Here is a 22,898-nt window from a genome sequence, read left to right as displayed (position 1 = left end):
ATGGATGGCTTCAGGACTCTGAGTGCCGAGCGTCAAAAAATAAGGGGTGAACAATGGCAACGATCATTGGTGTGCACGGCATCGGGCATCAGTTCAGTGGTGAACATTCATTGGGTGAGCAGTGGCTTCCGGCGATCAAGGATGGTCTCGCGCGTGCCGGACGAGAGTTGCCTGACGAGGTGACCTTCAAATGTGCCTTCTACGGGGACTTGTTTCGGCCAAAGGGTAAAGGTGCGGTACCGCCCTACGGCGCCAAGGATGTCGATGCCTGGGAGGCGCAACTGCTCAAGGCATGGTGGGAGGAGGCGGCTAGAATTGATCCCGCTGTTCGCGCACCTGACGAGACTACCAAAGCGGGTCTGGTGACGTTCGTCCAGCGCGGTCTCAATGCGTTGACACGATCAAAATTTTTTTCCGGTCAGCTGGAGAAAATGATGATCAGTGATTTGAAGCAGGTCTATCGATACTTCCATGAAGATTCAATCCGTCAGGCCGCTCGTGACAGCATTGAAAAGTGGATGAATGACGATACGCGGGTGATTGTTGCCCATTCTTTGGGCTCAGTGGTTGCCTACGAGGCTTTATGCGCAAACCCTCAGTGGCCCGTCCAGCACTTGATTACATTGGGTTCGCCACTGGGCATCCGTAATCTGATTTTCGATGCCCTGCAACCCGCACCGCAACGTGAGCTTGGTGCATGGCCAGGCAACGTACAGCACTGGACCAATATTTCAGACAGCGGTGATGTAGTGGCCTTGACGAAAAAACTTGAGCCCTTGTTCATGCCGCGAATTGTCGATGTGAGCGTCGCCAATGGTATGAAAGTCCACGATGCGAGCCGCTACCTCACGACCCGGGAGGTGGGAGATGCCATCGCAGCTGCTATCTGACAGTTATCGACGTCGTTTGCTTGCCACTGGCACCAGTCAATTCGATAACCATGCAACGCTGTCGCGGGTTCCGGACGAGGTTGAAACAATCAAGTCGGCCTTCGGTGCATTGCACTATGAGGTCGTTCCGGCAGAACTTGATATGGATCCCCGAGAACTGCAGGATCTTATTTTCCAAACTTGTGCAGACTGCACTGAAAACGATTTGCTGGTGCTCTACTACACGGGCCACGGTGAAAGTGACAACCAACTCTATTTATTGTCCCGTGAGTCACAGCAGGCGGCAGAGGATCACCCAAGGCTGGCGGTAAAAGTCGTCGATCTGGCACAGATTCTGATCAAGACCAGCGCAGCGCAGGTTCTCTTGATCCTTGATGTCTGTTATGCCGGCACGGGAGCTGGTGATTTTCTCAGAATAGCGGCCGATCTGATCAGACAGCGGCCCTCATTGAGTCCTGCCTATGTAATCGCGGCCACGCGATCGCGAGATGAGGCGGATGAGGGTGCCTTGAGCAAGGCGTTGGCTAAAGCGTTGGCTAATCCCGATGGTCAGTTCGGCGGTGCTACGCAGCGCTACCTGGCCATGGATGAAGTGATGGAGGCGATCAGAGAGTATCTCGCCGAACGCTTTCCCAAGCAGGAAGCTCAATTGGCGGGTGCAAACCTGAAAGGTCGTTGCCTGTTGTTCCCCAATCCCCAGTACCGCCCTCATATCGGCCCAGGCCTGGATCTGGCCAGCCAGCGAGTGTTTGATGAACATTGGTTACCCAAAGCCGGAGGGGTCGAAGGTGGGTGGGGCGGGAGCTATTTCACCGGCCGTCATCGCGCGCTGCGACAAATAGGAGAATGGCTCGCACAGGTCGATACTCTAGGGCGCGTTTTGGTAGTGACCGGTGGCCCGGGAACAGGCAAATCAGCATTGTTGGGGCGCATCGTTTCGCAGTCTGAGCCGCGTTTTCGCGATCAGGTGATTGCAGTTGATGGATCTTCATTGGACGCTGCTGACGTACTACCTGAAGGCATCGTCGATATCGCCATACATGCCCGGCACAAACTGTTGAGCGAGGTATTGAGCGAGATCGCGGACAAGCTGGATCTGTCGGATCGTGACTTGCCATCGGTGCTTGAATCACTGGAAAAACGCGGCAGAAAAACGGTGATTGTCATTGATGCTCTGGATGAAGCAGCCGACAGCCAGACTATTTTGCAGCAGCTGTTGTTGCCATTGGCGGCATTCAAGCATGTCTTTCTGTTAGTGGGAACTCGCCCCGACGCTACTTCATTGCAACAGCGTTTTGAGGGGTTTGGGCCAGATACTGTGGAAGTCAATCTCGAACATTCGCTGCATACAGAGCCCGGCGAGGTGGTGTTGTACGTCGAGCGACGGCTGTTAGCCAGCGAAGAACCACGACGCTTTACGCCCTATCGCAAGCATCCCGAAATCGCTCGAAAGGTGGCCGAGGCTGTGGCCCAGCGAGCGAAGAACGTGTTTCTGGTGGCACATACCGTCGCACTCAGGCTGTTCAAGATGGGCAAAATGGTCGACACGAGTCGCTCTGGCTGGATGGATCATCTATCAACCGAGTTGGCTGACGCATTCAATCAGTATCTGGCCCCCTTGGACGAGGGTAAGGAGGGGCTGAATATCGCCACCGCTCGCGCGGTTTTGCTGGCTTTGGCGTTTGCCGAAGGTGAAGGCCTACCGTGGGCTGATTTATGGCGTTCAGCAGCCAGTGCCTTGAGCGGTCAGGCGATCACCGATGCGGATATCATTGCCGTTTGCAGATTTGCGGCGCCCTTCATTGTGGAGTCCATGGAGGTCGATCGGTCGGTTTATCGGCTTTACCATGAGCAGTTGGCAGAGCATCTGCTCGAAAGTGATGGCCAGGCCCCGGTCCTGTCACGCCACTTGTGGCAAGCATTGCTGGCCTGTGTACCTGCAAATTCCGAGGGGCGTCATGACTGGCTGCGTGCTCACCCTTATCTGAAACGTCATGCCGCAAGCTTCGCAGTCAAGGCGGGCATGTTACAGGCGCTCCTCGACGAACCGGCATTTCTGGTGGTCAGCGATCCGGCTATCTTGCGCCGTTATCTCAACCCTCAGTCGTCGCTCGCTCAGCCAATGGTTCAGGCCTATTTACGAGCCTTTGGAGCTTTGCGGGAGTTGCCCGAAGCAGAGCGTCGATCCTACCTCGCACTGACATCCCTGCAGAACGGGATTGAAGAGTCAGTTCCCTTGCCGGGCGAGGAGCGTTCTCGGTGGATGCCACTCTGGGCGACTTGGAATTCGCCTGAAGGCAACAGCGTGCTGGTTGCGCGAGATTCACGAGTGACCGCATTGAGTCTCGGTCAGTGGGATGACCGTACTCAGGTGGCACTGGTCGGGCGCGAGGATGGATTAATTGAAGTCTTTCAGCTCGACAATGGCAGGCAGTTGGCGGCTTGGCAGCCCATTGTGGGCAGCTGGATTTCACACTTGGCAATTATCGCAACGCCAAGCGGTGAAGTATTGGTTGCGAGTGGGGGGGAGGGTTGGCTGGCGACAACGAGTCTTCGAACCAAGCGCGATATTTATGTCCCTTTCTCTGAGCAGAACGGTCGCATCACTGCGTTGACGGTATGCCAGGAAGGCGATCGTTTTCTGTGTGTGAGTGCTCATGAGCGAAAGCTTGCACGTACCAGCTTAGATGACAGAGCTGAGCTGGAAGGTGATCTACGAGTCTGGGATTTGACTGACCTCGGCCTGATTCATCACAGAGTCGCTGCTTCACGCGCCCGTATTCTGGCAGTGGCGATTGTTTTTACTTCCGAGGGTCTTCGAATTCTGTCAGCAGGCGATAGTTTCTTCGATGGTGTGCGATGTGCCAGAACCCTGAGAATGTGGAAGCTTGATCTGGAGTTTCTGTGGCAAATACCTGCCACGATCGAAAGCGAATGTATTTCATCTATCCGCCTGCGCATGGTGGATGGTGCTACGTATGCGATAACCAACGATTTTTTCCGACCACCTCGAATTTGGCAAGTCCGGCCTGAAGAAATCATTCCTGTCTATTGCGCTCCGGATGATAAACGAGGGGCTTGGCTGTGTTATTCACAAGCTTCAAAAATTCTTTATCTGCTGGCTGAAGACGGAACAATTGAAAGCCAGACCGTTGAAGTAGCCAATCCTGTCGAAATCTCTTCAACGTTGACATCGGTCACGCGCATCGATGGCTATTGGACGGAGCAGTTCCGTACCGACAGCTTCAACTTGGGCACAAGTCATTTTTATCTGAGTAGCAACGCGGGCTCAGTCAATATGTGGAGCTTGAGGGACGCGCAATCGCCAGCACGCTCTGTGCAGAAAGGCCAATTTTATCCAGGCCACATCAAATGCATGTTTATGGACTCCATCGCGTCCAACACGATTTACTGTGGCACGGCCGCCGGAGAGGTCGTGGCGATTGACGAGATGAGCGGCCACCTGACCTGGACGTGTGAAATCATTCCGAATCAACGAATCCACGCAATAACCGGTTATGTGGATGAGGAAAAACTGCTGCTGGTCGTCGCCATTCGGGGGGTTATCTGTCTGGTTCCGGCAGGAGGTCAACTAGATCTCTCGGCGGTGATTCAGGCAGGCGATGATGTGACCCAGATGCAAGTCGTCTGGATCGATGACGAACCGATGGTTTTGGCTTCGGTGAATGAAGCCAACGTGAACGCCGTTCGCATCTGGAGTCTGCGTTCAAAACTGGAAATCAATACTCTTCGCAATGAGTTTGGAGCCAAATGGAATTATCAGCTCAGTTACGGCGAAGAAGACAAGCCCATCATGAGTCTGGTTTGTCTTGCTGGCGATGATGCCGCGCGAATTGTATTCGCCAGCAAGTATTCGCAGATCATGGTCGCGCAGCATCCGGTTCCACCCGCTGAAATGCCCAGGCTTTCACTGTTTGATACTTGGCGCATACCGGGTAGCGGCATAGCCGCAGTGCTTTCTCTGGCGCAAAGCATGGATGGTGAGTTGATCGCTGCCGGTACTGATTCAGGTCGAATTGCCTTGTGGCATTACCCAAGCGGCGAACGTCTGGCGTGCCAATCAGGCACTCACCTCAATGGGCGCATTCAGGCCTTGGCATTCTGCGATGCCAGCCCATCGCCACTTTTAGCATCAGGGGGGGAGGACGGTGTGGTCCGATTCTGGGATGGCGAATTGAATGCCCTGTTTCAAATCAGTATCAACTCACCGATTCGGGGAATCTGCTTCACCGCAATGGCCCGCATGGTTGTAGCGACCCATAACGGATTAGTGATGATCGCTCTTGATGAACAGATGCAGGTGGCATCTGCGGACCGTAATCCGGGAGGCAGTTGACGCGGTAATGTAATCGTTATTTTCAGCTGAAGGGTAACCGGCGGCCATTGCTAGATCGGCGGGCAGAGGAATCCATTGCTTCGCCTTAATAGGAAGCATTACTATTCACGCCCCTTTCCTCAGCACGCCGCCCATACTCCCATGCGTCCCCGCAGACCCGGCTTTTTCGAGCATTACGAAGAGTTGATCGGCACCTGGACTCGTCGCCTGCGCAATCGCGCGCAGGCCGAGGATCTGGCGCACGACACCTTTGTGCGGGTGCTCGAGTCGGATTCGGCGGCGGTGCAGCAGCCTCGGGCGTATTTGCATCAGACCGCGCGCAACATCGCGGTCGACGGTTATCGGCGCGAGGATCGGCGGGGCGCCATGGAGTCGGAGGCAATCGATCACGGTGCGTCGTCGTCTGGCGACCCGGAGCATTACATGCATGCGATCCAGCTGGCCGATTCCATCGAGCGCGCGCTGTCCGAGCTGCCGGTCAATTGCCGGAAGATTTTTGTCTGGCAGAAGATCGAAGGCCTGACCCAGGCGGAAATCGCCGAACGCCTGGGACTGTCCAAGAACATGGTCGAAAAGTATATGATCCGCACCCTGCGGCATCTGCGTGATCGACTGGACGGGTTGCAATCGTGATGGGGTGTGCCGTTGAAAAGATCGCAGCCTTCGGCAGCTCCTACAGGGGGCTGTGTGTGTTTATATTCCCGGCCGGACAGGACATTCCATGATGGATACTCGTGATTGCGCATGCGGGCAAACAACGGTGCGTGATGATGCGGCGCGCTGGTTTGTGCGTTTGCAGGAGCCGACCGTGGGTGCCGATGAGCAGCAGCGCTTTGACGCCTGGCTGAATGAACATCCGCAACACCGTGACGAATTCCAGTTGCTGCTGGGGCTGTGGACGGCTGCCGATCTGCTGCCGGCGCCACGTCTGAAAGCTCTGGTCGAGACGCCGAGTCGCCGCGAACGGCGGCCGTTGCTGCGTTATGCCGTGGCCGCCAGTGTGCTGGCGGTAGCGCTCGGGCTTGGCTTGTTCAGCGGCTTGAATCACCCGGCGGGTTACCGCGCCGAGTTCACCACGGCGTTGGGCGAGCGCAGGCATGTGGCGTTGCCGGACGGTTCGCTGATCGATATGAACAGTCGCAGCCGCTTGCAGGTGCGCTATGAAAAGGATCGCCGGTTGATCGAATTGAGCGAAGGCGAAGCGATGTTCAGCGTCGAACACGACACGTCGCGACCGTTCGTGGTCGAGACCGGTAACGGCAAGGTCACCGTGACCGGCACGCGTTTCGACGTACGTCGAGACGACGTGACGCAAACCCGCGTGGCAGTGGAGCAGGGCACGGTGAAAGTGCAGGCACGCAATGCCCCGGACCATCAATTCATCAGTCTGACCGCCGGCCTCGGCAGCTTTATCGATGCACAAGGCAATGTCGCGGCAGCCTATGCGGTCAACCCGGCAGAGCTGACCGCGTGGCGCAGCGGCAAACTGGTGTTCAACGACGCCAGCCTCAGCGAAGTGGCGGCCGAAGTGTCGCGTTATCGCGAGAAACCGTTGACCGTCAGCAACCCCGCAGTGGCCAGTCTGCGCCTGACCAGCGTGTTCAAATCCGACAACACCGAAGCCTTGCTCAAAGCCCTGCCGAGCATCCTGCCGGTGGCTGTTCGCACGCATGCCGATGGCAGTCAGGAAATAATTTCAAAATAAAATTCAGGTTTTTTTCGAGTTCATCGTCTTCCTGTTCAACTGCAACTGGTTTGCATTAACAGCCGCACACTCTTGCGATCCACAGGACTACGTTCGACGTGAAAAACACCACTGCCAACAACAAAAAATCCCCTTGGTTACCGCTGGCCCTTGCTCTGGCGGTCAATGCTGCGACGCCGCTGGCGTTTGCCGGTGAAGCGATTCATATCCGCGCCCAGCCGCTGGGCCAAGCCCTGAGCGAACTGGGCCAGCAAACCTCGCTGCAAGTGTTTTTCAGTCCTGATCTGGTCGCCGGCAAACAGGCCCCGGCGGTCGAGGGCGACATCTCGCCGGAGCAGGCGCTGCGCCAGTTGCTGCAAGGCAGCGGCTTGGATTATCAGATCAACGAAGGTTCGGTAACCTTGTCACCCGCAGCGACCTCCGCCGCCAGCGATGGCCCGCTGGAACTCGGTGTGACCGACATCAAGGTGGTCGGTAACTGGCTCGGCGATGCCAACGCCGCCGTGGTGCAGAACCACCCTGGCGCGCGTACGGTGATTCGCCGCGAGGCGATGGTCGAGCAGGGCGCGATGAACGTCAGCGACGTGCTCAAGCGTGTGCCGGGCGTGCAGGTGCAGGACTCCAACGGCACCGGCGGCAGCGATATTTCCCTCAACGTCGGCGTGCGTGGCCTGACTTCGCGTCTGTCGCCACGCTCCACCGTGTTGATCGACGGCGTACCTGCCGCATTCGCCCCGTACGGCCAACCGCAATTGTCGATGGCACCGATTTCCTCGGGCAACCTCGACAGCATCGACGTCGTGCGCGGCGCCGGTTCCGTGCGTTACGGGCCGCAGAACGTCGGTGGCGTGATCAACTTCGTCACCCGTGCGATTCCGGAAAAAGCCACCGGTGAAATCGGCACCACGCTGGAAACCACGCAATACGGCGGCTGGAAACACATCGATACCGCGTTCCTCGGTGGCACCGCCGACAACGGCATGGGCGTGGCACTGTTGTATTCCGGCGTCAACGGCAACGGTTATCGCGAGCGCAACAACGGCAACGACATCGACGACGTGCTGCTCAAGACTCACTGGGCGCCGACCGATCAGGACGATTTCAGCCTCAATTTCCACTACTACGACGCCAGCGCCGACATGCCCGGCGGCCTGACGCAGCAGCAGTACGACAACAAACCGTACGACTCGGTGCGCGACTACGACAACTTCAGCGGGCGCCGCAAGGACGTGTCGTTCAAGTGGATTCGGCAGATCGACGAGCGCACCCAGGCAGAGATTCTGACCTACTACACCGACAGTTTCCGAGGCAGCACCATCGCTGCGCGCGATCAGAAAACCCTCAGTTCCTATCCGCGTTCGTACTACACGCTGGGCATCGAACCACGGGTGTCGCGGGTGTTCGATGTCGGCCCGACCACGCAGGAAGTCAGCGTCGGTTATCGCTACTTGAAAGAAGCCATGCACGAGCAATCGAGCCGTCTGGCGCTGGTCAATAACGAGCCGGTGGTGACCAAGTCTTCTGACGGTCACGTGTTCCAGGATCGTACCGGTGGCACCGAGGCCAACTCGGTTTACATCGACAACAAAATCGACGTCGGCAACTGGACCATCACGCCGGGTGTGCGCTTTGAACACATCAGCACTGACTGGCATGATCGCGCCGTACTCGACACCGCCGGCAAACGAGTGCCGGAAAAGAACCGCAGCATCGAAAGCAACGAACCGCTGCCGGCGCTGAGCGTGATGTATCACCTGTCGGACGCGTGGAAACTGTTTGCCAACTACGAAACCTCGTTCGGCAGCCTGCAGTATTTCCAGCTGGGTCAGGGCGGTTCGGGTGACAACACCGCCAACGGCCTCGAGCCGGAAAAGGCCAAGACCTACGAGATCGGCACACGCTACAACGATGACGTGTGGGGCGGTGAAGTGACGCTGTTCTACATCGACTTCGATGACGAACTGCAATACATCAGCAACGACGTCGGCTGGACCAACCTCGGTGCGACCAAGCACCAGGGCCTTGAAGCGTCGGTGCATTACGACATGGCGGCGCTCGATCCGCGTCTGGATGGCCTGACCGCCAACGCCGGTTTCACTTACACCCGCGCGACGTATGAAGGCGAGATTCCGGGCTTCAAGGGCCGTGACCTGCCGTTCTATTCGCGTCAGGTGGCGACCGTCGGCTTGCGTTACGACATCAACCGCTGGACCTACAACATCGACGGTTTCGCTCAGTCGAAACAGCGTTCGCCGGGTACGGGGGTGAATGCCGATGGCAGCTTCAACGGCAACTACATCACCGAAGGCTCGGCGGACGGGCAGTACGGCGACATTCCCGGTTACGTGACCTGGAACGTGCGCGGTGGCTATGACTTCGGACCGCAGGTGTCGAACCTGAAGTTGGGCGCGGGGGTCAAGAACGTCTTCGACAAGCAGTACTTCACGCGTTCCAGCGATAACAATTCGGGGATGTATGTGGGGGCGCCGCGCACTTTCTTTGTGCAGGCTAGCGTCGGTTTCTAACTGATCGTTCCCACGCTCCGCGTGGGAATGCAGCCCGGGACGCTCTGCGTCCAAAAGCGGACGCGGAGCGTCCATTGAGGCATTCCGACGCAGAGCGTGGGAACGATCTCATGTAGGAGCTGCCGCAGGCTCGGGCCGCGATCGGACGATCTTTTGCTTCAGACCTTCAACACCTTGCCGCCAATGGCCACAGCGACCAACAACAGCGCCATCAAGCCAAAGGCAAAACTCAAACTGCTGGCATGCGCGACAAACCCGATCACCGCCGGCCCGGCGAGAATCCCCGCATACCCCAACGTGGTAATCGCCGGCACCGCGATGCTTTCCGGCATCACCGTCTGCTTGCCGACCGCCGTATACAACACCGGCACGATGTTCGAACAGCCGGCGCCAACCAGCGCATAACCGACCAGTGCCGCTTCCCAGCTCGGTGCAAAGGTTGCCAGAGACAATCCCGCCGCCGCCAACAGGCCGCCAAACAAAATGATCCGCGTGGCTCCCAACTTACGCACGATGCGGTCACCCATCAAGCGTCCCGCCGTCATGGTCAGGGCAAACGCGGCATAACCCAATCCGGCATAGGCCGTGTCGATCCCGCGCTCCTGCGCCAGAAACACCGCGCTCCAGTCCAGCGCTGCGCCTTCGGTGAGAAAGACGATGAAGCACATGCCGCCGATAAACAGCACGATGCCATGCGGCACCGCAAACGCCGGCCCTGAGCTTTCACTGCCATAGGGCAACATGTGCGGCACGCACTTGAACAGCGCCGCGATCAGCACCACGACCACCACCAGCATTGCCGCCAATGGCGTCAAGCCAAGGCCGAGCAGGGCGCTGACACCGGCCGCGCCGACAATCCCGCCCAGACTGAACAGACCGTGGAAGCCCGACATCATGTTTTTGCCGCTGGCGCGTTCGACGATCACTGCTTGCAGGTTCACCGTCGAGTCCACCGTGCCCAAACCAGCGCCGAACATGAACAGCGTGGCGACCAGCGCCGGAATCGACGACACCGTCGCCAGCAATGGCAGCGCCGCGCAGATCAGTAACGTGCCGCCGGTGGCCACTCGCCGACAGCCGAAGCGCGTGGCGAGAATCCCCGCCATTGGCATCGCCAGAATCGAACCGACGCCCAGACACAACAGCAACAAACCCAGCGTGCCCTCATCCAGTCCGGCCCGTGCCTTGGCGTACGGCACCAGTGGCGCCCACGCAGCGATGCCGAGCCCGGCGATGAAAAACGCGATGCGCGTGGAGATCTGTTGCAGGCGTCCGGGGACGAAGGTGTCTTGAGGGTTGAGGCTGGTCATATCAAATCCTTGGCAAAAAACATCGCGTCCCCGAAGGACATTGATCCGGCGTCGAGGTTCGATTGCCGTTTATTCGAGGACGTGCAGCCGACATCCTAACCTGTGTTGCACACCACGACCTGCAGGAGCTGCGGCACGCTGCGATCTTTTGATGTTTTCTTTGAAGATCTGGATCAAAAGATCGCAGCCTCGTTTCACTCGACAGCTCCTACAGGTGATTGCGGTTTAAAGTGGGGCTTCGACAACAGGGTACGAGGGCGGGTGATGACGCGGTTCTACGATGCACGGGGCAATATCTATGGTGTTGTTTCACCGCAAGCGCTGCGCCTGGCGGGCGTTGATTTGCCTGCCAGCGCTGCCGAGTGCGCGTCGTCGCGGTCGTCGTGGAGCGCGGCGGCGATCAGCCTTTGCTGTGACTGGCCTGAAGGCCAGCGTCCACCGAAGAGCAAATCCCATCGCAGCGATGGCCTGTTGATCGGCCCGTTCCAGGCCTCGCCACCGTTCGATGTGTTGATCGTCAATACCGACGGTTCGCTGGCCGAGCGCAGCGGCAACGGCCTGACGATTTTTTCTCAGGCACTGAGCGAGCAAGGGTTGATGCCGCAGGAGGGCGCGTTGTTGCGCGTGCATCACGATAAGGGCGAGCCGGTGCAGACATCCGTGAAAGCTGCCGAGTTCGACGGTGTGCAAGGGTTTTGGCTGGACCTCGGTCAAGCGGATTTCGGGCCGCGCGCGGTGGATGCGCAGAACGTTGAGAGTGTCGACTTCAATGGCCGAGAGGTCAGCAGTATTCAGCCATTGGCGAAGCTCAATCGTGCCTGGTCGTACAGCCAATTCGTGCGTATCGGCAATCCACATTGCGTGACGCTGCTCGACGACCAGTCAGCCTTGCCGAGCAATGAACAGATGCGTGAGTCGCCGCTTGATCAAGGCCTGACCCGCATCGCCTACGCCGTACCCACCGGCGCAGGCCAGCCATGCCCGGCAGGCGTCAACCTGCAATGGGCGGTACGCGATGCCGAACAACGACTCATCGCGCGAGTATTCGAACGCGGCGAAGGGCCGACGGCCTCATCCGGCACCAGCGCCAGTGCGGTGGCCTGTGCGGCATGGCGGGTAGGTTGGGTCGCGGCGGGGGAAGTGCAGGTGGTCATGCCCGGCGGCACGGCACCGATTCTGCTGGAGGAAATCGACGGTGAGCGGGTGCGCGTCAGATTGTTTGGTACGGCGCAGTTGATGAGCTGAGTTTAAAACCGCCATCGCTGGCAAGCCAGGCTCCCACAGGGTTGGGTGCGACACACTAAATCCTCTGTAGGAGTGAGCCTGCTCGCGATTGCGGACTACCATTCATTCAAATGTTGCCTGATACACCGTTATCGCGAGCAGGCTCACTCCTACAGGTTATGTGTTTTGTTCATGTGCACCACAAAACCTGTGGGAGCCTGGCTTGCCAGCGATGAGGCCATCAGCCCCGACGACAATCTCAACTCAGATCGGTACTGAACTCCACCACCGGCATCTGCCGCTTCATCAACACCTTGCCGCCGCGAATCGAATACAACGGCAGGCCCTGGCTGCGGATCACTTCATAATCGCTGTCCGCCGAGAGAATCAGCAGGTTCGCCGGGCGTCCGCATTCCAGTCCGTAACGTTCGCCCAGATGCATGGCCTTGGCGCTGTTGTCGGTGACCAGATCCAGCGCACTTTGCAGGTTACGGTAACCGAGCATGTGGCAAATGTGCAGTCCCGCCTCGAGCACGCGGAGGATGTTGCCGTTGCCCAGCGGGTACCACGGATCGACGATCGAGTCCTGGCCAAAACACACGTTCATTCCGGCTTCGAGCAACTCGTTCACGCGCGTCACACCACGGCGTTTCGGGAAGTTGTCGAAGCGCCCTTGCAGGTGAATGCTTTCGGTCGGGCAGGAGACAAAACTGATCCCCGAATGCCCGAGCAGACGGAACAGTTTGGCGCAGTAGGCATTGTCGTAAGAACCCATCGCCGTGGTGTGGCTGGCGGTGACGAGGGCGCCCATGTCGCGGCTGCGGGCTTCTTCGGCGAGCACTTCGAGAAAGCGTGAATGCGGGTCGTCGGTCTCGTCGCAATGCACGTCGACCAGGCAACCGGTGCGCTCGGCCAGGTCCATCAAAAACTTCACCGAACTGACGCCCTGATCGCGGGTGTACTCGAAATGCGGAATCCCGCCGACCACGTCCGCGCCCATGCGGATCGACTCTTCCATCAACTCGCGGCCATTGCGGAACGACTCGATGCCTTCCTGCGGGAACGCGACGATTTGCAGGTCGATGAGGTGACGGCTTTCCTCGCGCACTTCGAGCATCGCTTTCAGCGCGGTGAGTTGCGGGTCAGTGACGTCGACGTGAGTGCGAACATGCTGAATGCCGTGCGCGGCCAGGGTCTGAATGGTTTTTTTGGCGCGGGTCTTGGTGTCTTCTTCGGTGATGGTGACCTTGCGCTCGCCCCAGCATTCGATGCCTTCAAACAGCGTGCCGCTCATGTTCCAGCGTGGTTCGCCGGCGGTGAGGGTGGCGTCGAGGTGAATGTGCGGCTCGACGAAGGGCGGCACCACCAGATTGCCGCCGGCGTCGAGATCATCCGGGCCAAGGGTGGGCGCTTCGGTCTGCCGGGCGATGCTGCGGATCAGGCCGTCTTCAAGGTGCAATTCGTGCAAACCTTCCTGGTTGCGCAAACGGGCGTTGATGATGTGCATCAGGCGAATCCTTTTTTATAGGTCTTGTAGTGGCGCGGCCGCGCTGCGAGCGCCGAGCACGCCGGTGACGATGACATACGTTAACGCGGCAGCGGCGATGCCTACCAGCGGCGCAACCCATGGCGAGCTGAACGCCGCGACCGTGCCGACCGCGTAAGCCCCGAGGCCCGGCCAGTTGAAGGCTGGCAGCCGTGCGTCGGCGAGGCGCGGATAACGCCCGCGCCAGCGGTAGAAAAAGTCCGCCATGATCACTCCGCCAATCGGCGGAATCACCGTGCCGAGCAGAATCAGGTACGGCACCAGCATGTCGTACATGCCGAGCAACGCGAGCAGCGTACCGATCACCGCGCCGGCCAAGGTCACGGTCTTGCGCCGACCGGTGCGCAGCAGGTTGCAACCGGCGACGGCGAAGTTGTAGATGGTGTTGTCCTGAGTGCTCCAGATGTTCAACAACAGCATGGCCATCGCGGCCATGGCAAAACCCTGCAACAGCAGCACTTCAACCACGTCGGGTTGTTGATAGACGATGGCACCGTACGCGCCGATCAGCACCATCAGGCCATTGCCGATGAAAAACCCGATCAGGCTGGCCAGCACCGCAACGCGCGCCGAACGCGAGAAACGCGTCCAGTTGGTCGCTTGCGTCGCGCCGCTGACGAAAGTGCCGAACACCAAAGTGATCGCCGTCGACCAGTCCAGCGAACCACTTGGCACGACGCTGAGCAATCCTTCGAAACCGCCGACCTTCACCGTCGCCACCCACATCGACAGCATCAGCAGCAACATCATTGCTGGTACGGCGATGTACGAGAGAATTTCCAGTCCGCGATAGCCGACATACGCCGTGGCGCAAAACATCAGGCCGAACAGCACCATCAAACCGAGCACCGTGCCCTCATCGAGATCAAAGTATTTGCCGATTACCACCGCAGCGGTAGCGGTGCCCCAGGCGTACCAGCCGATTTGGGTAAAGCCAAGGATCAGGTCGCTGAGTTTGCTGCCGACTTCGCCGAAGCAGAAGCGCCCCATCAACACCGAATTAAGGCCGCTCTTGAAGGCGATGTAACCCAGCCCGGCCGCGTAGAGTCCCAGCAGCAGATTACCGACGATGATCACCGCGATCATCTCGGCGAAACTGAACGCAACCCCGAGCTTGCCACCGGCAAACATGGTCGCGGTAAAAAACGTGAAGCCCAGTAACACCATCGCCGTCGAGGCCAGGCCTTTGCGCGCGTGCATGGGGACTTCGCTGAGGGGGTAATCGTTGCCGGGAGCGTTCTGCGTCATGGGGCGGTCCTTGCAGAGAAAGAGAAGACGCGGAGAAGGGTTGCAGTGGTCGTGCCATGTTCCGGTTGGCGCGGGTTATGTATAGACGAGTCGCGTGGATTAGCGCGAAATCGGTGCACCCGAACACACCAAAGCCCAATGTAGGAGCTGCCGAAGGCTGCGATCCTTTGATTTTGTTTTTTAGAAGCAAGATCAAAAGATCGCAGCCTTCGGCAGCTCCTACAGGGGATTTGTGGTGGGTTAGAGGAAACGCATCAGGGCTGCGACGATGGCTTCGGGGGCGTCTTCCTGGACGAGGTGGCCGGCGTTGGGAATCGGGTGGAATTGTGATCCCGGGATCATCTGCTGCAACGCCCGGCCACGCTCGATGGGAATCCACTGATCGTCTTCGCCCCAGAGAATCTGTACCGGGCAGCGGATGCTCGGATACAACGGTTGTGCCTCACGGGTATAGCGCTCATCCATCTGCGCAATCTGTCGATAAAACGCCGCTTGCCCGGGATCGCCCAGCCATGGCTCAACGTAGGGCGCGAGTTCGTCGTCGGGAATCTCCCGATGAATCGCCCCGCGAATGTAGGTCGGCACAATGGCGCGCTGGATGTAATCGGGCAGGCCACTGAACGCCGCTTCATGCTGACGCACATGTTGCACGAACGGCGAGCCCCATGGCGTCAGCGCCACCGGATCGATCAGCGTCAGGCTGCGGTAATCCTTGCCATTGAGCAGGTGCGTGCGCAGCGCCGTGGCACCACCAAAGTCGTGGGCGACGACGTCGGGGCAATCCAGATTCCAGTGATCGAGCAGTTGTGCCAGCAGCACGTTCTGCACGCCGAGGGAGACGTCGGCGTCGGGTTGCGCGGAGCGTCCGTAACCGAGCAAATCAAAATAGTGCACGCGGTGTGTGGCAAAAAAGTGCGGGGCGATCCGGTGCCACACGTACGACGAAAACGGCGTGCCATGCACGAACACCAGCGGCGGTCCGTCGCCGCGCACGGCGTAACGTACTCGTTGCCCGTTGAAGTCAAAGACCTGATCCAGCAGCCAGTTCGTCATGGGCCTGTCCTCTTGGCGGGTGGGAGCCAAAAAGCATAGGCGTAAAAAAACAGCCGTGAAGGCTGTTCTTGAACCGTCCCCCTGTAGGAGCAGCCTTCGGCAGCTCCTACAGGGGGATTTGCGGGTTATTCGCCGCGATAGATGCAGCCGCTGGTGCACGTCTCGTGAATACGGATCGCGCTCAGTTCCGGCAGCAGTGGCTTCAATTCATTCCAGATGAATTTCGCCAGCACTTCACTGGTCGGGTTTTCCAGGCCAGGAATATCGTTCAGGTAGTTGTGGTCCAGACGCTCGTACAACGGCTTGAAGATCGCCTTGATTTCAGAGAAATCACGGATCCAGCCAGTGTGCGGATCGAGGTCGCCGCTGAGGTGAATCGCCACTTTGAACGAGTGACCGTGCAGACGCCCGCACTTGTGGCCGTCCGGGACGTGCGGCAAGCGGTGGGCGGATTCGAAAGTAAATTCCTTGAAGATTTCCACGGTATTTTCGGCTCTGTTCAGATGGTGTTCGCCGCAGCGATTCGGGCAGGCGGCGAGTTTACCAGCTTGTGTTTGGCCGTGCTGACTAAAGGGTCAGCAAGCGCTCGGCGAGGCGACCATTGGCAGTCAGTTCAAGGAACTCGTCGCCGAGGCGGCGGCTTTCGTCCATCGCCGCGTGCCAGTATTTCTGCCGGCTCGGCGCATCGCCCATGAAGCGTTTGAAGTCATTTCGGTCGGGCAGTTTGCCGTAGGGCAGGCGCGCCAGGTATTCCTTCGAGGGCGCGAGCAACAGCACGTCCTGCAAACGTTGCACCGAGGCCTTGCGCCACGGCAGGGTCTTGTCGAACCAACCGGGAATCACCCGGTCGGTGAAGTGCGGATAGAGCACGATGCCGTCGCCGCTGTAGGGCAGGTCGAGGTGATAATCGAGCAAGCCACCGTCGCGAAAGGTGCCGGCACCGGCGCCCGGCAGATCACGCACGCCTTCCATGACCATCGGGATCGAACCCGAGGCCAATAGCGCCTGACGCAAGTTAGCGGCATTCAGGGCGACGAAGCGTGACGGGAAGTCATTCAGCGCATTCACCGGTGGCGCCAGGCGCGGATCGTGGATGATCAGTCGCTCGAAGTGCCGCGACAGCCGTGCGCGCCCACGCAGGTTATCGGCGATCACCGAACCCAGTGCCAGCCCGAGGCGACCGCGATGGTCGTCGGCCAGGCGGCCCTGGCTTTTCACCACCATGATGTTCAGGCGGTAATCGGCGTTGCTGAGGATGCTCGCGTCGCGGCCGTCGAGCAGCTCATTGAGCATGCGCTGCGAGCTCTGACTGATCTCGGCCATGGTCACGCCCTTGTTGAAATTCTGCTCGGCGTAAAGCTGGCCGAGACGGCGAATCCCTTCAGCGGCATCCGGCAGACAGGCACTCGCAAAACGCCAGGAGCCGACCGACGCACCGATCAGCGAACGCTCGCGTGGTGCGGCCGGCAGCCACTCACCGAACAACGCCAAGTCCAGCCCCTGAATGCCCAACGCCTTCGGCCCACCGGCCGCGCCGGGCAGGGTGCCGACGTCGGCGGCGTGCAAGCCTTGCGCGCGAATCCGCGCCATGGCGCGCGGGCCGGCCTTGAGGGTGAGGGCGGGGAACTTGATGTGGATGGCAGTCATACCGGTCTCGATCGTTAGCAAGCGAACAATTATAAGCACATGTTACAAAATCCTGCAGGAGCTGCCGCAGGCTGCGATCTTTTGATGTTGTTTTTAAAAGACAAGATCAAAAGATCGCAGCCTGCGGCAGCTCCTACATTGGGCGTGCGGAGTGCTGAGCAATGATGGCAATTCAGTTTCAGTTAAGTTCAAATCGCTAAGGTGCCCGCCGTATGCAACACATAAAAATACGGAGACACCCATGAAAACCCTGACTGCCCTGTCCATTGCCTCGATCGTCGGCCTCACCGCCAGCCTCGCCCATGCGCGTGATCTGGGTCCCGATGAAGCCCTGCGTCTGCGTGACGCTGGTACTATCGTGTCCTTCGAGAAGCTCAACGCGACCGCGCTGGCCAGGCACCCGGGCGCGACCATCACCGACACCGAGCTGGAAGAGCAGTACGGCAAGTACATCTACCAGATCGAAGTGCGTGATCGGCAGGGGCTGGAATGGGATCTGGAATTGGACGCGGTCAGCGGGCAAGTGCTCAAGAATCATCAGGATACGTAATGAAGGTTAATGTTCGCGCCACCAGCCGCACTGCGCTGGCGCTTGTGATTTTCTGCTCGGCGGCGCTGGCCCGCGACCTCGGTCCGGACGAAGCGCTCAATCTGCGCAAGCAGGGCGTGATCCTGCCGCTGGAGCAAGTGCTGCAACAAGCCATGGATCGCTACCCTGGCGCGAAACTGCTGGAGGTCGAGCTGGAAGAAAAGCACGACGTCTACATTTATGAAGTCGAGTTGCTGACGGTTGATGGCGTGGCCCGCGAGCTGCACCTGAGGGCCGATACCGGCGAACTTGTGAAAGACAAGGAAGATTGACCGATGCGTTTGCTTCTGGTGGAAGACCATGTGCCGCTGGCCGACGAATTGCTCGCCGCCCTGCAACGCCAAGGCTACGCAGTCGATTGGCTGGCCGACGGCCGTGACGCGCTGTATCAGGGCAGCAGCGAGCCGTATGACCTGATCATTCTCGACCTTGGCCTGCCCGGCGTACCTGGGCTTGAGGTGCTGGCGCAATGGCGCGCCGGCGGTCTGGCGATCCCGGTGTTGATCCTCACCGCGCGCGATTCCTGGGCCGAGCGCATCGAAGGGCTGAAGGCCGGTGCCGACGATTACCTGACCAAACCGTTCCACCCTGAAGAGTTGCAGTTGCGCATTCAGTCGCTGTTACGCCGCTCCAAGGGCCAGGCCAATCAGCCGACGCTGAAGGCTGCCGGACTGCATCTGGATGAAGGTCGCCAGTGCGTCGTTCGCGATGGCGCCGACATCCAGCTGACCGCTGCCGAATTCCGCCTGCTGCGCTATTTCATGCTGCACCCGGAGCAGATCCTGTCGAAAAGCCACCTCGCCGAACACCTCTACGACGGTGAAACCGAGCGTGACTCCAACGTCCTCGAAGTCCACGTCAATCACCTGCGCCGCAAGCTCGGCAAAAGCGTGATCGAAACCCGTCGCGGCCAGGGTTACCTGTTCGGCGGGCAAGCTTCGTGAGGTCGATCCAGCGCCGCTTGAGCCTGGGGTTGATCAGCGTCATGGTGATCGTCGGTCTGGTGCTGGCGCAAACCAGTTTGTGGCTGTTTGAAATGGGTTTGCAGCGCTACCTCGAAGCCGGGTTGCGCAACGACAGCGAAAGCCTGCTGGTGGCGCTGGTGCGTGGCCCGCAGGGTTTGCAACTGGATGAGCGGCATTTGTCGCCGGCCTATCAGCGGCCGTTTTCCGGGCACTATTTCCGTATCGATTTTGCCGACAGCCATTGGCGTTCGCGCTCCATGTGGGATCAGGATCTGCCGTTGCTGGAACATCCCGGACTGCACAGCAACCTGCAGCTGGGGCCGGACGGCCAGCAGTTGCTGGTGCTGCGTTCGGACTATCGGCGCCTGGGCCAGTCGATCTCGATCAGCGTCGCGCAGGATTACACGCCGGTTAACGAGAGCTTCCAGCGCATGCGTCAGATCGGCCTCGGGCTGGGTCTGGCGGCTTTGTTGTTGATTCTGTTCTTGCAGCGCTTGACCGTGCGGCGCGCCTTGCGCCCACTGGAAAAGGCGCGCGAACAGATCGCGCAATTGCAGCAGGGCCAGCGTTCGCAACTGGACGATCAGGTGCCGGTGGAGCTGGAGCCGTTGGTGGCGCAGATCAACCATTTGCTCGCGCACACCGAAGACAGCCTCAAGCGTTCACGCAATGCCTTGGGCAATCTCGGCCATGCGCTGAAAACGCCGTTGGCGGTGTTGTTGAGTCTGGCCTCCAGCGAGAAACTCGATGCCCACCCCGAGCTGCGCAAACTGCTCAAGGAACAACTGGAGCAGGTGCAGCAGCGGCTCAATCGCGAGCTTAATCGTGCACGCTTGTCCGGTGATGCGCTGCCCGGGGCGTTGTTCGATTGTGATGCCGAGTTGCCGGGGTTGCTGGCGACGCTGAACATGATTCATGGCGAGCATCTGGCGTTGAGTTATGTCGCGCCGGCCGGGCTGCAATTGCCGTGGGATCGTGAAGACTTGCTGGAACTGCTGGGCAACCTGCTGGACAACGCCTGCAAATGGGCGGATGCCGAGGTGCGTTTGAGTGTCGTCGAAAGCGCTGAGGGTTTTGCCTTGAGCGTCGAGGATGACGGCCCGGGAATTCCCGAAGAGCAGCGCACTCAGGTGTTCAGTCGCGGCACGCGGCTGGATGAGCAGACGCACGGACATGGCCTGGGGCTGGGGATTGTGCGCGACATCGTCGACACGTGGGGTGGCACATTGTCGTTGCAGGAAAGCGAGTGGGGCGGCCTGAAAGTGCTGATCAACCTGCCCAAACGCTAACCGCCAAATCACCCCTGTAGGAGCTGCCGCAGGCTGCGATCTTTTGATCTTTAAAGCGAGATCAAAAGATCGCAGCCTCGTTGCACTCGACAGCTCCTACATGTCGTGTGGGTCAGACGCGAAACTGGTCCATCAAACTCTGTTGCTGATTCGCCAGGCTGTTCAGCGACTGGCTGACCCGCGCCGATTCATTCGCCTGACCGGACAATGACTCCGTCACATCACGAATCGTCGCCACGTTGTTATTGATCTCCTCGGCCACCGCGCTCTGCTCTTCGGCGGCGCTGGCAATCTGCAGGTTCATGTCGCTGATCACCGTCACCGCATCGCCGATCTGGCGCAGTGCAGTCACCGCCTGACCTACCTGCTCGACACTGCCCTGGGCCTGACGATGGCTGTTGCCCATCGAGCCGACCACATCCTGCGTGCCGCTCTGCAATTGCTCGATCACCTGACGGGTTTCTTCTACCGACTCTTGCGTACGGCGGGCGAGGTTGCGCACTTCATCCGCGACCACGGCAAAACCACGTCCGGCTTCCCCGGCACGCGCCGCTTCGATCGCCGCGTTGAGCGCCAGCAGGTTGGTCTGCTCGGCAATGGCGCGGATGGTTTCCAGCACCGCGCCGATTTTTTCGCTGTTGGCCGCCAGCCCTTCGACCTGCACCATGGCCGCGCTCATGTCGGCGGCGAGGGTGTCGATACTGGCGGTGGTGCGATCGATCACGGTCAGGCCCTGACGGGTGGCGCGATCGGCATCCTTGGCGGCTTCGGCTGCTTGCGCGGCACTGCGCGCAACGTCTTGCGCGGTCGCACTCATCTCGTGAGAAGCGGTGGCGACCTGATCGACCTGACGGTATTGCTGCTCCATACCGGCGCTGGTCTGCGCGGCGATGGCCGAGGACTGATCGGCAGTGTTGCGCGCATCCTGCACTGAGCGTTTCACCTCGGCGATGATCGGCTGCAACTTGTCGAGGAAACGGTTGAACCAGCCGGCCAACTGGCCGAGTTCGTCCTTTTTGTCATAGGCCAGACGGCGGGTCAGATCGCCTTCGCCACTGGCGATGTCTTCGAGCATGTGCGCCACGCCGAGGATCGGCTTGGTCACGCTGCGCGCCATCAGCCACACCAGCAACAGGCCGATCAATGCGGCCAGCACGCCGAGGCTCAGCTCGATCAACGTGCCGGAATTATTGCTCGCGTCCAGTTGTTGCTTAAGCGCTTCGGCACGGCTGACCAGGACTTTCTCCGGTACATCGAGCAACACGCCCCACGACGGGCCGCCCGGAATCGGCTGGAACGGCGACAGCACTTTCAACTGGCCGTTGCTGTGCAGGCTGCTGACACTGCTGCTGGACGCCAGTTTGCTCAGCAGCTCAGCACCGCTGACCTTGTCGACGGCATCCAGACGCTGGCTCAATTTGCTCGCGTCCGGGCTGTACCCGGCGAGCAGGCCGGCAGGGCTGACGATGCTCACGGCGGTCTGGCCGTCATAGAGCTTTTTGCTTGCGCCCTGGCTGATCGCTTGCAGGCTGTTGAGGTTGATGTCGACCGACAGCGAGGCGATGACTTTGCCGTTGACCATCAGCGGGAAGACGATGCTGGTCATCAGCACGTTCTGGCCGTCGATCACATAGAAGTACGGTTCGATCACGCACGGCTTGAGCGTCGTGCGCGGGCAGGTGAACCAGGCATTGGCGGCCTGACCGCTAGGGCCGGTGCTGGTGTCGGCCATGTCGCTTTCCGGCAGCGCCATCGAAGTGACTTTGCCCGGGGTCGGTTGCGACCAGTACAGGGCGAAACGGCCCTTGTCGTTGCTGCCCAGTTCGGCCTGGCCGGCAAACAATTCGTCCTTGCCGTCCAGCGCGTTGGCTTCGAACACCAGCGACAGGCCGAGCAAGTCCGGGTTGGCTTGCAGTGCGGACTTGACCTGACGGGTCATGTCTTCGCGCAGGTCGAAGGCATCGAGGAAGCGCTTCTCGGCCTGCTCGCGCAGGAACAGCACCTGCCGCGAGAAACCGTGACCGTATTGATAGGCGTCCATGAATTGCTGACGAATGCCGGCGGCTTGCACTTCGCCTTGCGACTCGATGCGCGCCTGCGCCGACTCGGTGAGCATCTCCATGCTGGAGGCTTTCACCAGTGCGGAACTGTGCTCCATGCGGTACAGCGAAAGACCCACCAACAGGGTCACGATACCGGCCAGGCAGAGGCCGGCGAGCAGGGTGATTTTCCATTGGATGGAAAGTTGTCTGAGCGACATGGAGACGTCCTTATTCGATAAATATCTGAGACTTTGCACTGTAACGGCCGCGTTTCGGCTTTCTTTATCCCTGAAACACAATATGACCAATTGCCGCACTGCTCGATGCGAATACTCTGTTGCACTACTATTCCTGTGGCGAGGGGGCTTGCCCCCGTTGGGTGACGAAGCCGCCCCCGCGTTCATTCAGCGAAACCTCGTTGTCTGGTTTTACGACTGCTTCGCAGCCGGACGGGGGCAGCCCCCTCGCCACAGGGGGTGGGTACAGCTTTGGATGTTTTGACAGCGCC

Annotated in this window: 16 protein-coding genes and 2 pseudogenes; 10 read left to right on the top strand and 8 right to left on the bottom strand. The window is 59.5% G+C overall.

Annotated features, from left to right (window positions below; genetic code table 11):
* The first annotated feature begins 53 nt into the window (after positions 1 to 53).
* The 5 genes from QOL84_RS09510 to QOL84_RS09490 all read left to right on the top strand — a co-directional run bounded on the left by QOL84_RS09510 (position 54) and on the right by QOL84_RS09490 (position 9,477).
* Positions 54 to 890: a hypothetical protein gene (locus tag QOL84_RS09510; RefSeq protein WP_283437039.1), complete on the top strand. Its 837-nt coding sequence runs from the start codon at positions 54 to 56 to the stop codon at positions 888 to 890.
* Positions 868 to 5,247 carry a P-loop domain-containing protein gene (locus tag QOL84_RS09505; RefSeq protein WP_283437038.1) on the top strand — a complete coding sequence of 1,460 codons (4,380 nt, stop codon included), beginning with the start codon at positions 868 to 870 and terminating at the stop codon, positions 5,245 to 5,247. Before QOL84_RS09510 ends, QOL84_RS09505 begins: the two co-directional genes overlap by 23 nt.
* 141 nt (positions 5,248 to 5,388) lie before the next feature.
* On the top strand, positions 5,389 to 5,880 hold the full coding sequence (locus QOL84_RS09500) for a sigma-70 family RNA polymerase sigma factor (protein WP_129391738.1): 492 nt from the start codon (positions 5,389 to 5,391) through the stop codon (positions 5,878 to 5,880).
* 88 nt (positions 5,881 to 5,968) lie between these two features.
* Positions 5,969 to 6,952: a FecR family protein gene (locus QOL84_RS09495; protein ID WP_283437037.1), complete on the top strand. Its 984-nt coding sequence runs from the start codon at positions 5,969 to 5,971 to the stop codon at positions 6,950 to 6,952.
* A gap of 98 nt (positions 6,953 to 7,050) precedes the next feature.
* Positions 7,051 to 9,477 carry a TonB-dependent siderophore receptor gene (locus QOL84_RS09490; RefSeq protein WP_129391744.1) on the top strand — a complete coding sequence of 809 codons (2,427 nt, stop codon included), beginning with the start codon at positions 7,051 to 7,053 and terminating at the stop codon, positions 9,475 to 9,477.
* A 158-nt stretch (positions 9,478 to 9,635) separates the two neighbouring features.
* Here the strand turns inward: QOL84_RS09490 and QOL84_RS09485 are convergent, their stop codons facing one another.
* Complete coding sequence (locus QOL84_RS09485) at positions 9,636 to 10,787, bottom strand: MFS transporter (RefSeq protein WP_283437036.1); 1,152 nt, start codon at positions 10,785 to 10,787, stop codon at positions 9,636 to 9,638.
* Between the two features lie 264 nt (positions 10,788 to 11,051).
* Here QOL84_RS09485 and QOL84_RS09480 point away from each other — a divergent pair, with 264 nt between their 5' ends.
* Positions 11,052 to 12,032 carry a diaminopimelate epimerase gene (locus tag QOL84_RS09480; protein WP_283437035.1) on the top strand — a complete coding sequence of 327 codons (981 nt, stop codon included), beginning with the start codon at positions 11,052 to 11,054 and terminating at the stop codon, positions 12,030 to 12,032.
* A gap of 238 nt (positions 12,033 to 12,270) precedes the next feature.
* On the opposite strand, the gene codA is transcribed toward QOL84_RS09480, so the two are convergent.
* The 5 genes from codA to QOL84_RS09455 form a co-directional block, all read right to left on the bottom strand.
* Entirely contained in the window at positions 12,271 to 13,518 is a 1,248-nt protein-coding gene (gene codA, locus QOL84_RS09475) for a cytosine deaminase (protein WP_283437034.1), read from the bottom strand.
* A gap of 15 nt (positions 13,519 to 13,533) precedes the next feature.
* The gene (codB, locus tag QOL84_RS09470) at positions 13,534 to 14,805 is read right to left on the bottom strand and encodes a cytosine permease (RefSeq protein ID WP_283437033.1); all 1,272 of its coding nucleotides are present in this window, start codon (positions 14,803 to 14,805) and stop codon (positions 13,534 to 13,536) included.
* A gap of 240 nt (positions 14,806 to 15,045) precedes the next feature.
* A complete protein-coding gene (locus tag QOL84_RS09465) occupies positions 15,046 to 15,858 on the bottom strand; it encodes an alpha/beta fold hydrolase (protein ID WP_283437032.1) in 813 nt (270 codons plus the stop codon).
* Between the two features lie 125 nt (positions 15,859 to 15,983).
* The gene (gene queD / locus QOL84_RS09460) at positions 15,984 to 16,340 is read right to left on the bottom strand and encodes a 6-carboxytetrahydropterin synthase QueD (protein WP_007955941.1); all 357 of its coding nucleotides are present in this window, start codon (positions 16,338 to 16,340) and stop codon (positions 15,984 to 15,986) included.
* Positions 16,341 to 16,425: 85 nt separating this feature from the next.
* Positions 16,426 to 17,505, bottom strand: a complete 1,080-nt coding sequence (locus QOL84_RS09455; RefSeq protein WP_129391762.1) for a patatin-like phospholipase family protein — start codon at positions 17,503 to 17,505, stop codon at positions 16,426 to 16,428.
* Between the two features lie 241 nt (positions 17,506 to 17,746).
* Here QOL84_RS09455 and QOL84_RS09450 point away from each other — a divergent pair, with 241 nt between their 5' ends.
* From QOL84_RS09450 to QOL84_RS09435, 4 genes are read left to right on the top strand one after another with little or no spacing between them, the layout of a single operon-like run.
* Positions 17,747 to 18,055, top strand: coding sequence for a PepSY domain-containing protein (locus tag QOL84_RS09450; protein ID WP_129391765.1), 309 nt, complete (start codon positions 17,747 to 17,749; stop codon positions 18,053 to 18,055).
* The gene (locus tag QOL84_RS09445; RefSeq protein WP_283437031.1) at positions 18,055 to 18,366 is read left to right on the top strand and encodes a PepSY domain-containing protein; all 312 of its coding nucleotides are present in this window, start codon (positions 18,055 to 18,057) and stop codon (positions 18,364 to 18,366) included. The genes QOL84_RS09450 and QOL84_RS09445 overlap by 1 nt, the downstream gene beginning before the upstream one ends.
* A gap of 3 nt (positions 18,367 to 18,369) precedes the next feature.
* Positions 18,370 to 19,038, top strand: a complete 669-nt coding sequence (locus QOL84_RS09440) for a response regulator transcription factor (RefSeq protein ID WP_129391771.1) — start codon at positions 18,370 to 18,372, stop codon at positions 19,036 to 19,038.
* Positions 19,035 to 20,348, top strand: a complete 1,314-nt coding sequence (locus tag QOL84_RS09435) for a sensor histidine kinase (RefSeq protein ID WP_129391774.1) — start codon at positions 19,035 to 19,037, stop codon at positions 20,346 to 20,348. The genes QOL84_RS09440 and QOL84_RS09435 overlap by 4 nt, the downstream gene beginning before the upstream one ends.
* Before the next feature lie 112 nt (positions 20,349 to 20,460).
* Here QOL84_RS09435 and QOL84_RS29500 read toward each other — a convergent pair.
* A pseudogene (locus QOL84_RS29500) lies at positions 20,461 to 21,054 on the bottom strand (methyl-accepting chemotaxis protein); the annotation flags it as partial.
* Between the two features lie 264 nt (positions 21,055 to 21,318).
* Positions 21,319 to 22,287: pseudogene (locus QOL84_RS29495) on the bottom strand (PDC sensor domain-containing protein); the annotation flags it as partial.
* Positions 22,288 to 22,898: the final 611 nt, after the last annotated feature.

The sequence above is a fragment of the Pseudomonas helmanticensis genome (genome assembly GCF_900182985.1).
In the GTDB taxonomy this organism is placed as follows: Bacteria; Pseudomonadota; Gammaproteobacteria; order Pseudomonadales; family Pseudomonadaceae; genus Aquipseudomonas; species Aquipseudomonas helmanticensis.
Note: the sequence above shows the minus strand (reverse complement) of the source record. Positions and strands in the feature narration are given on the sequence as shown.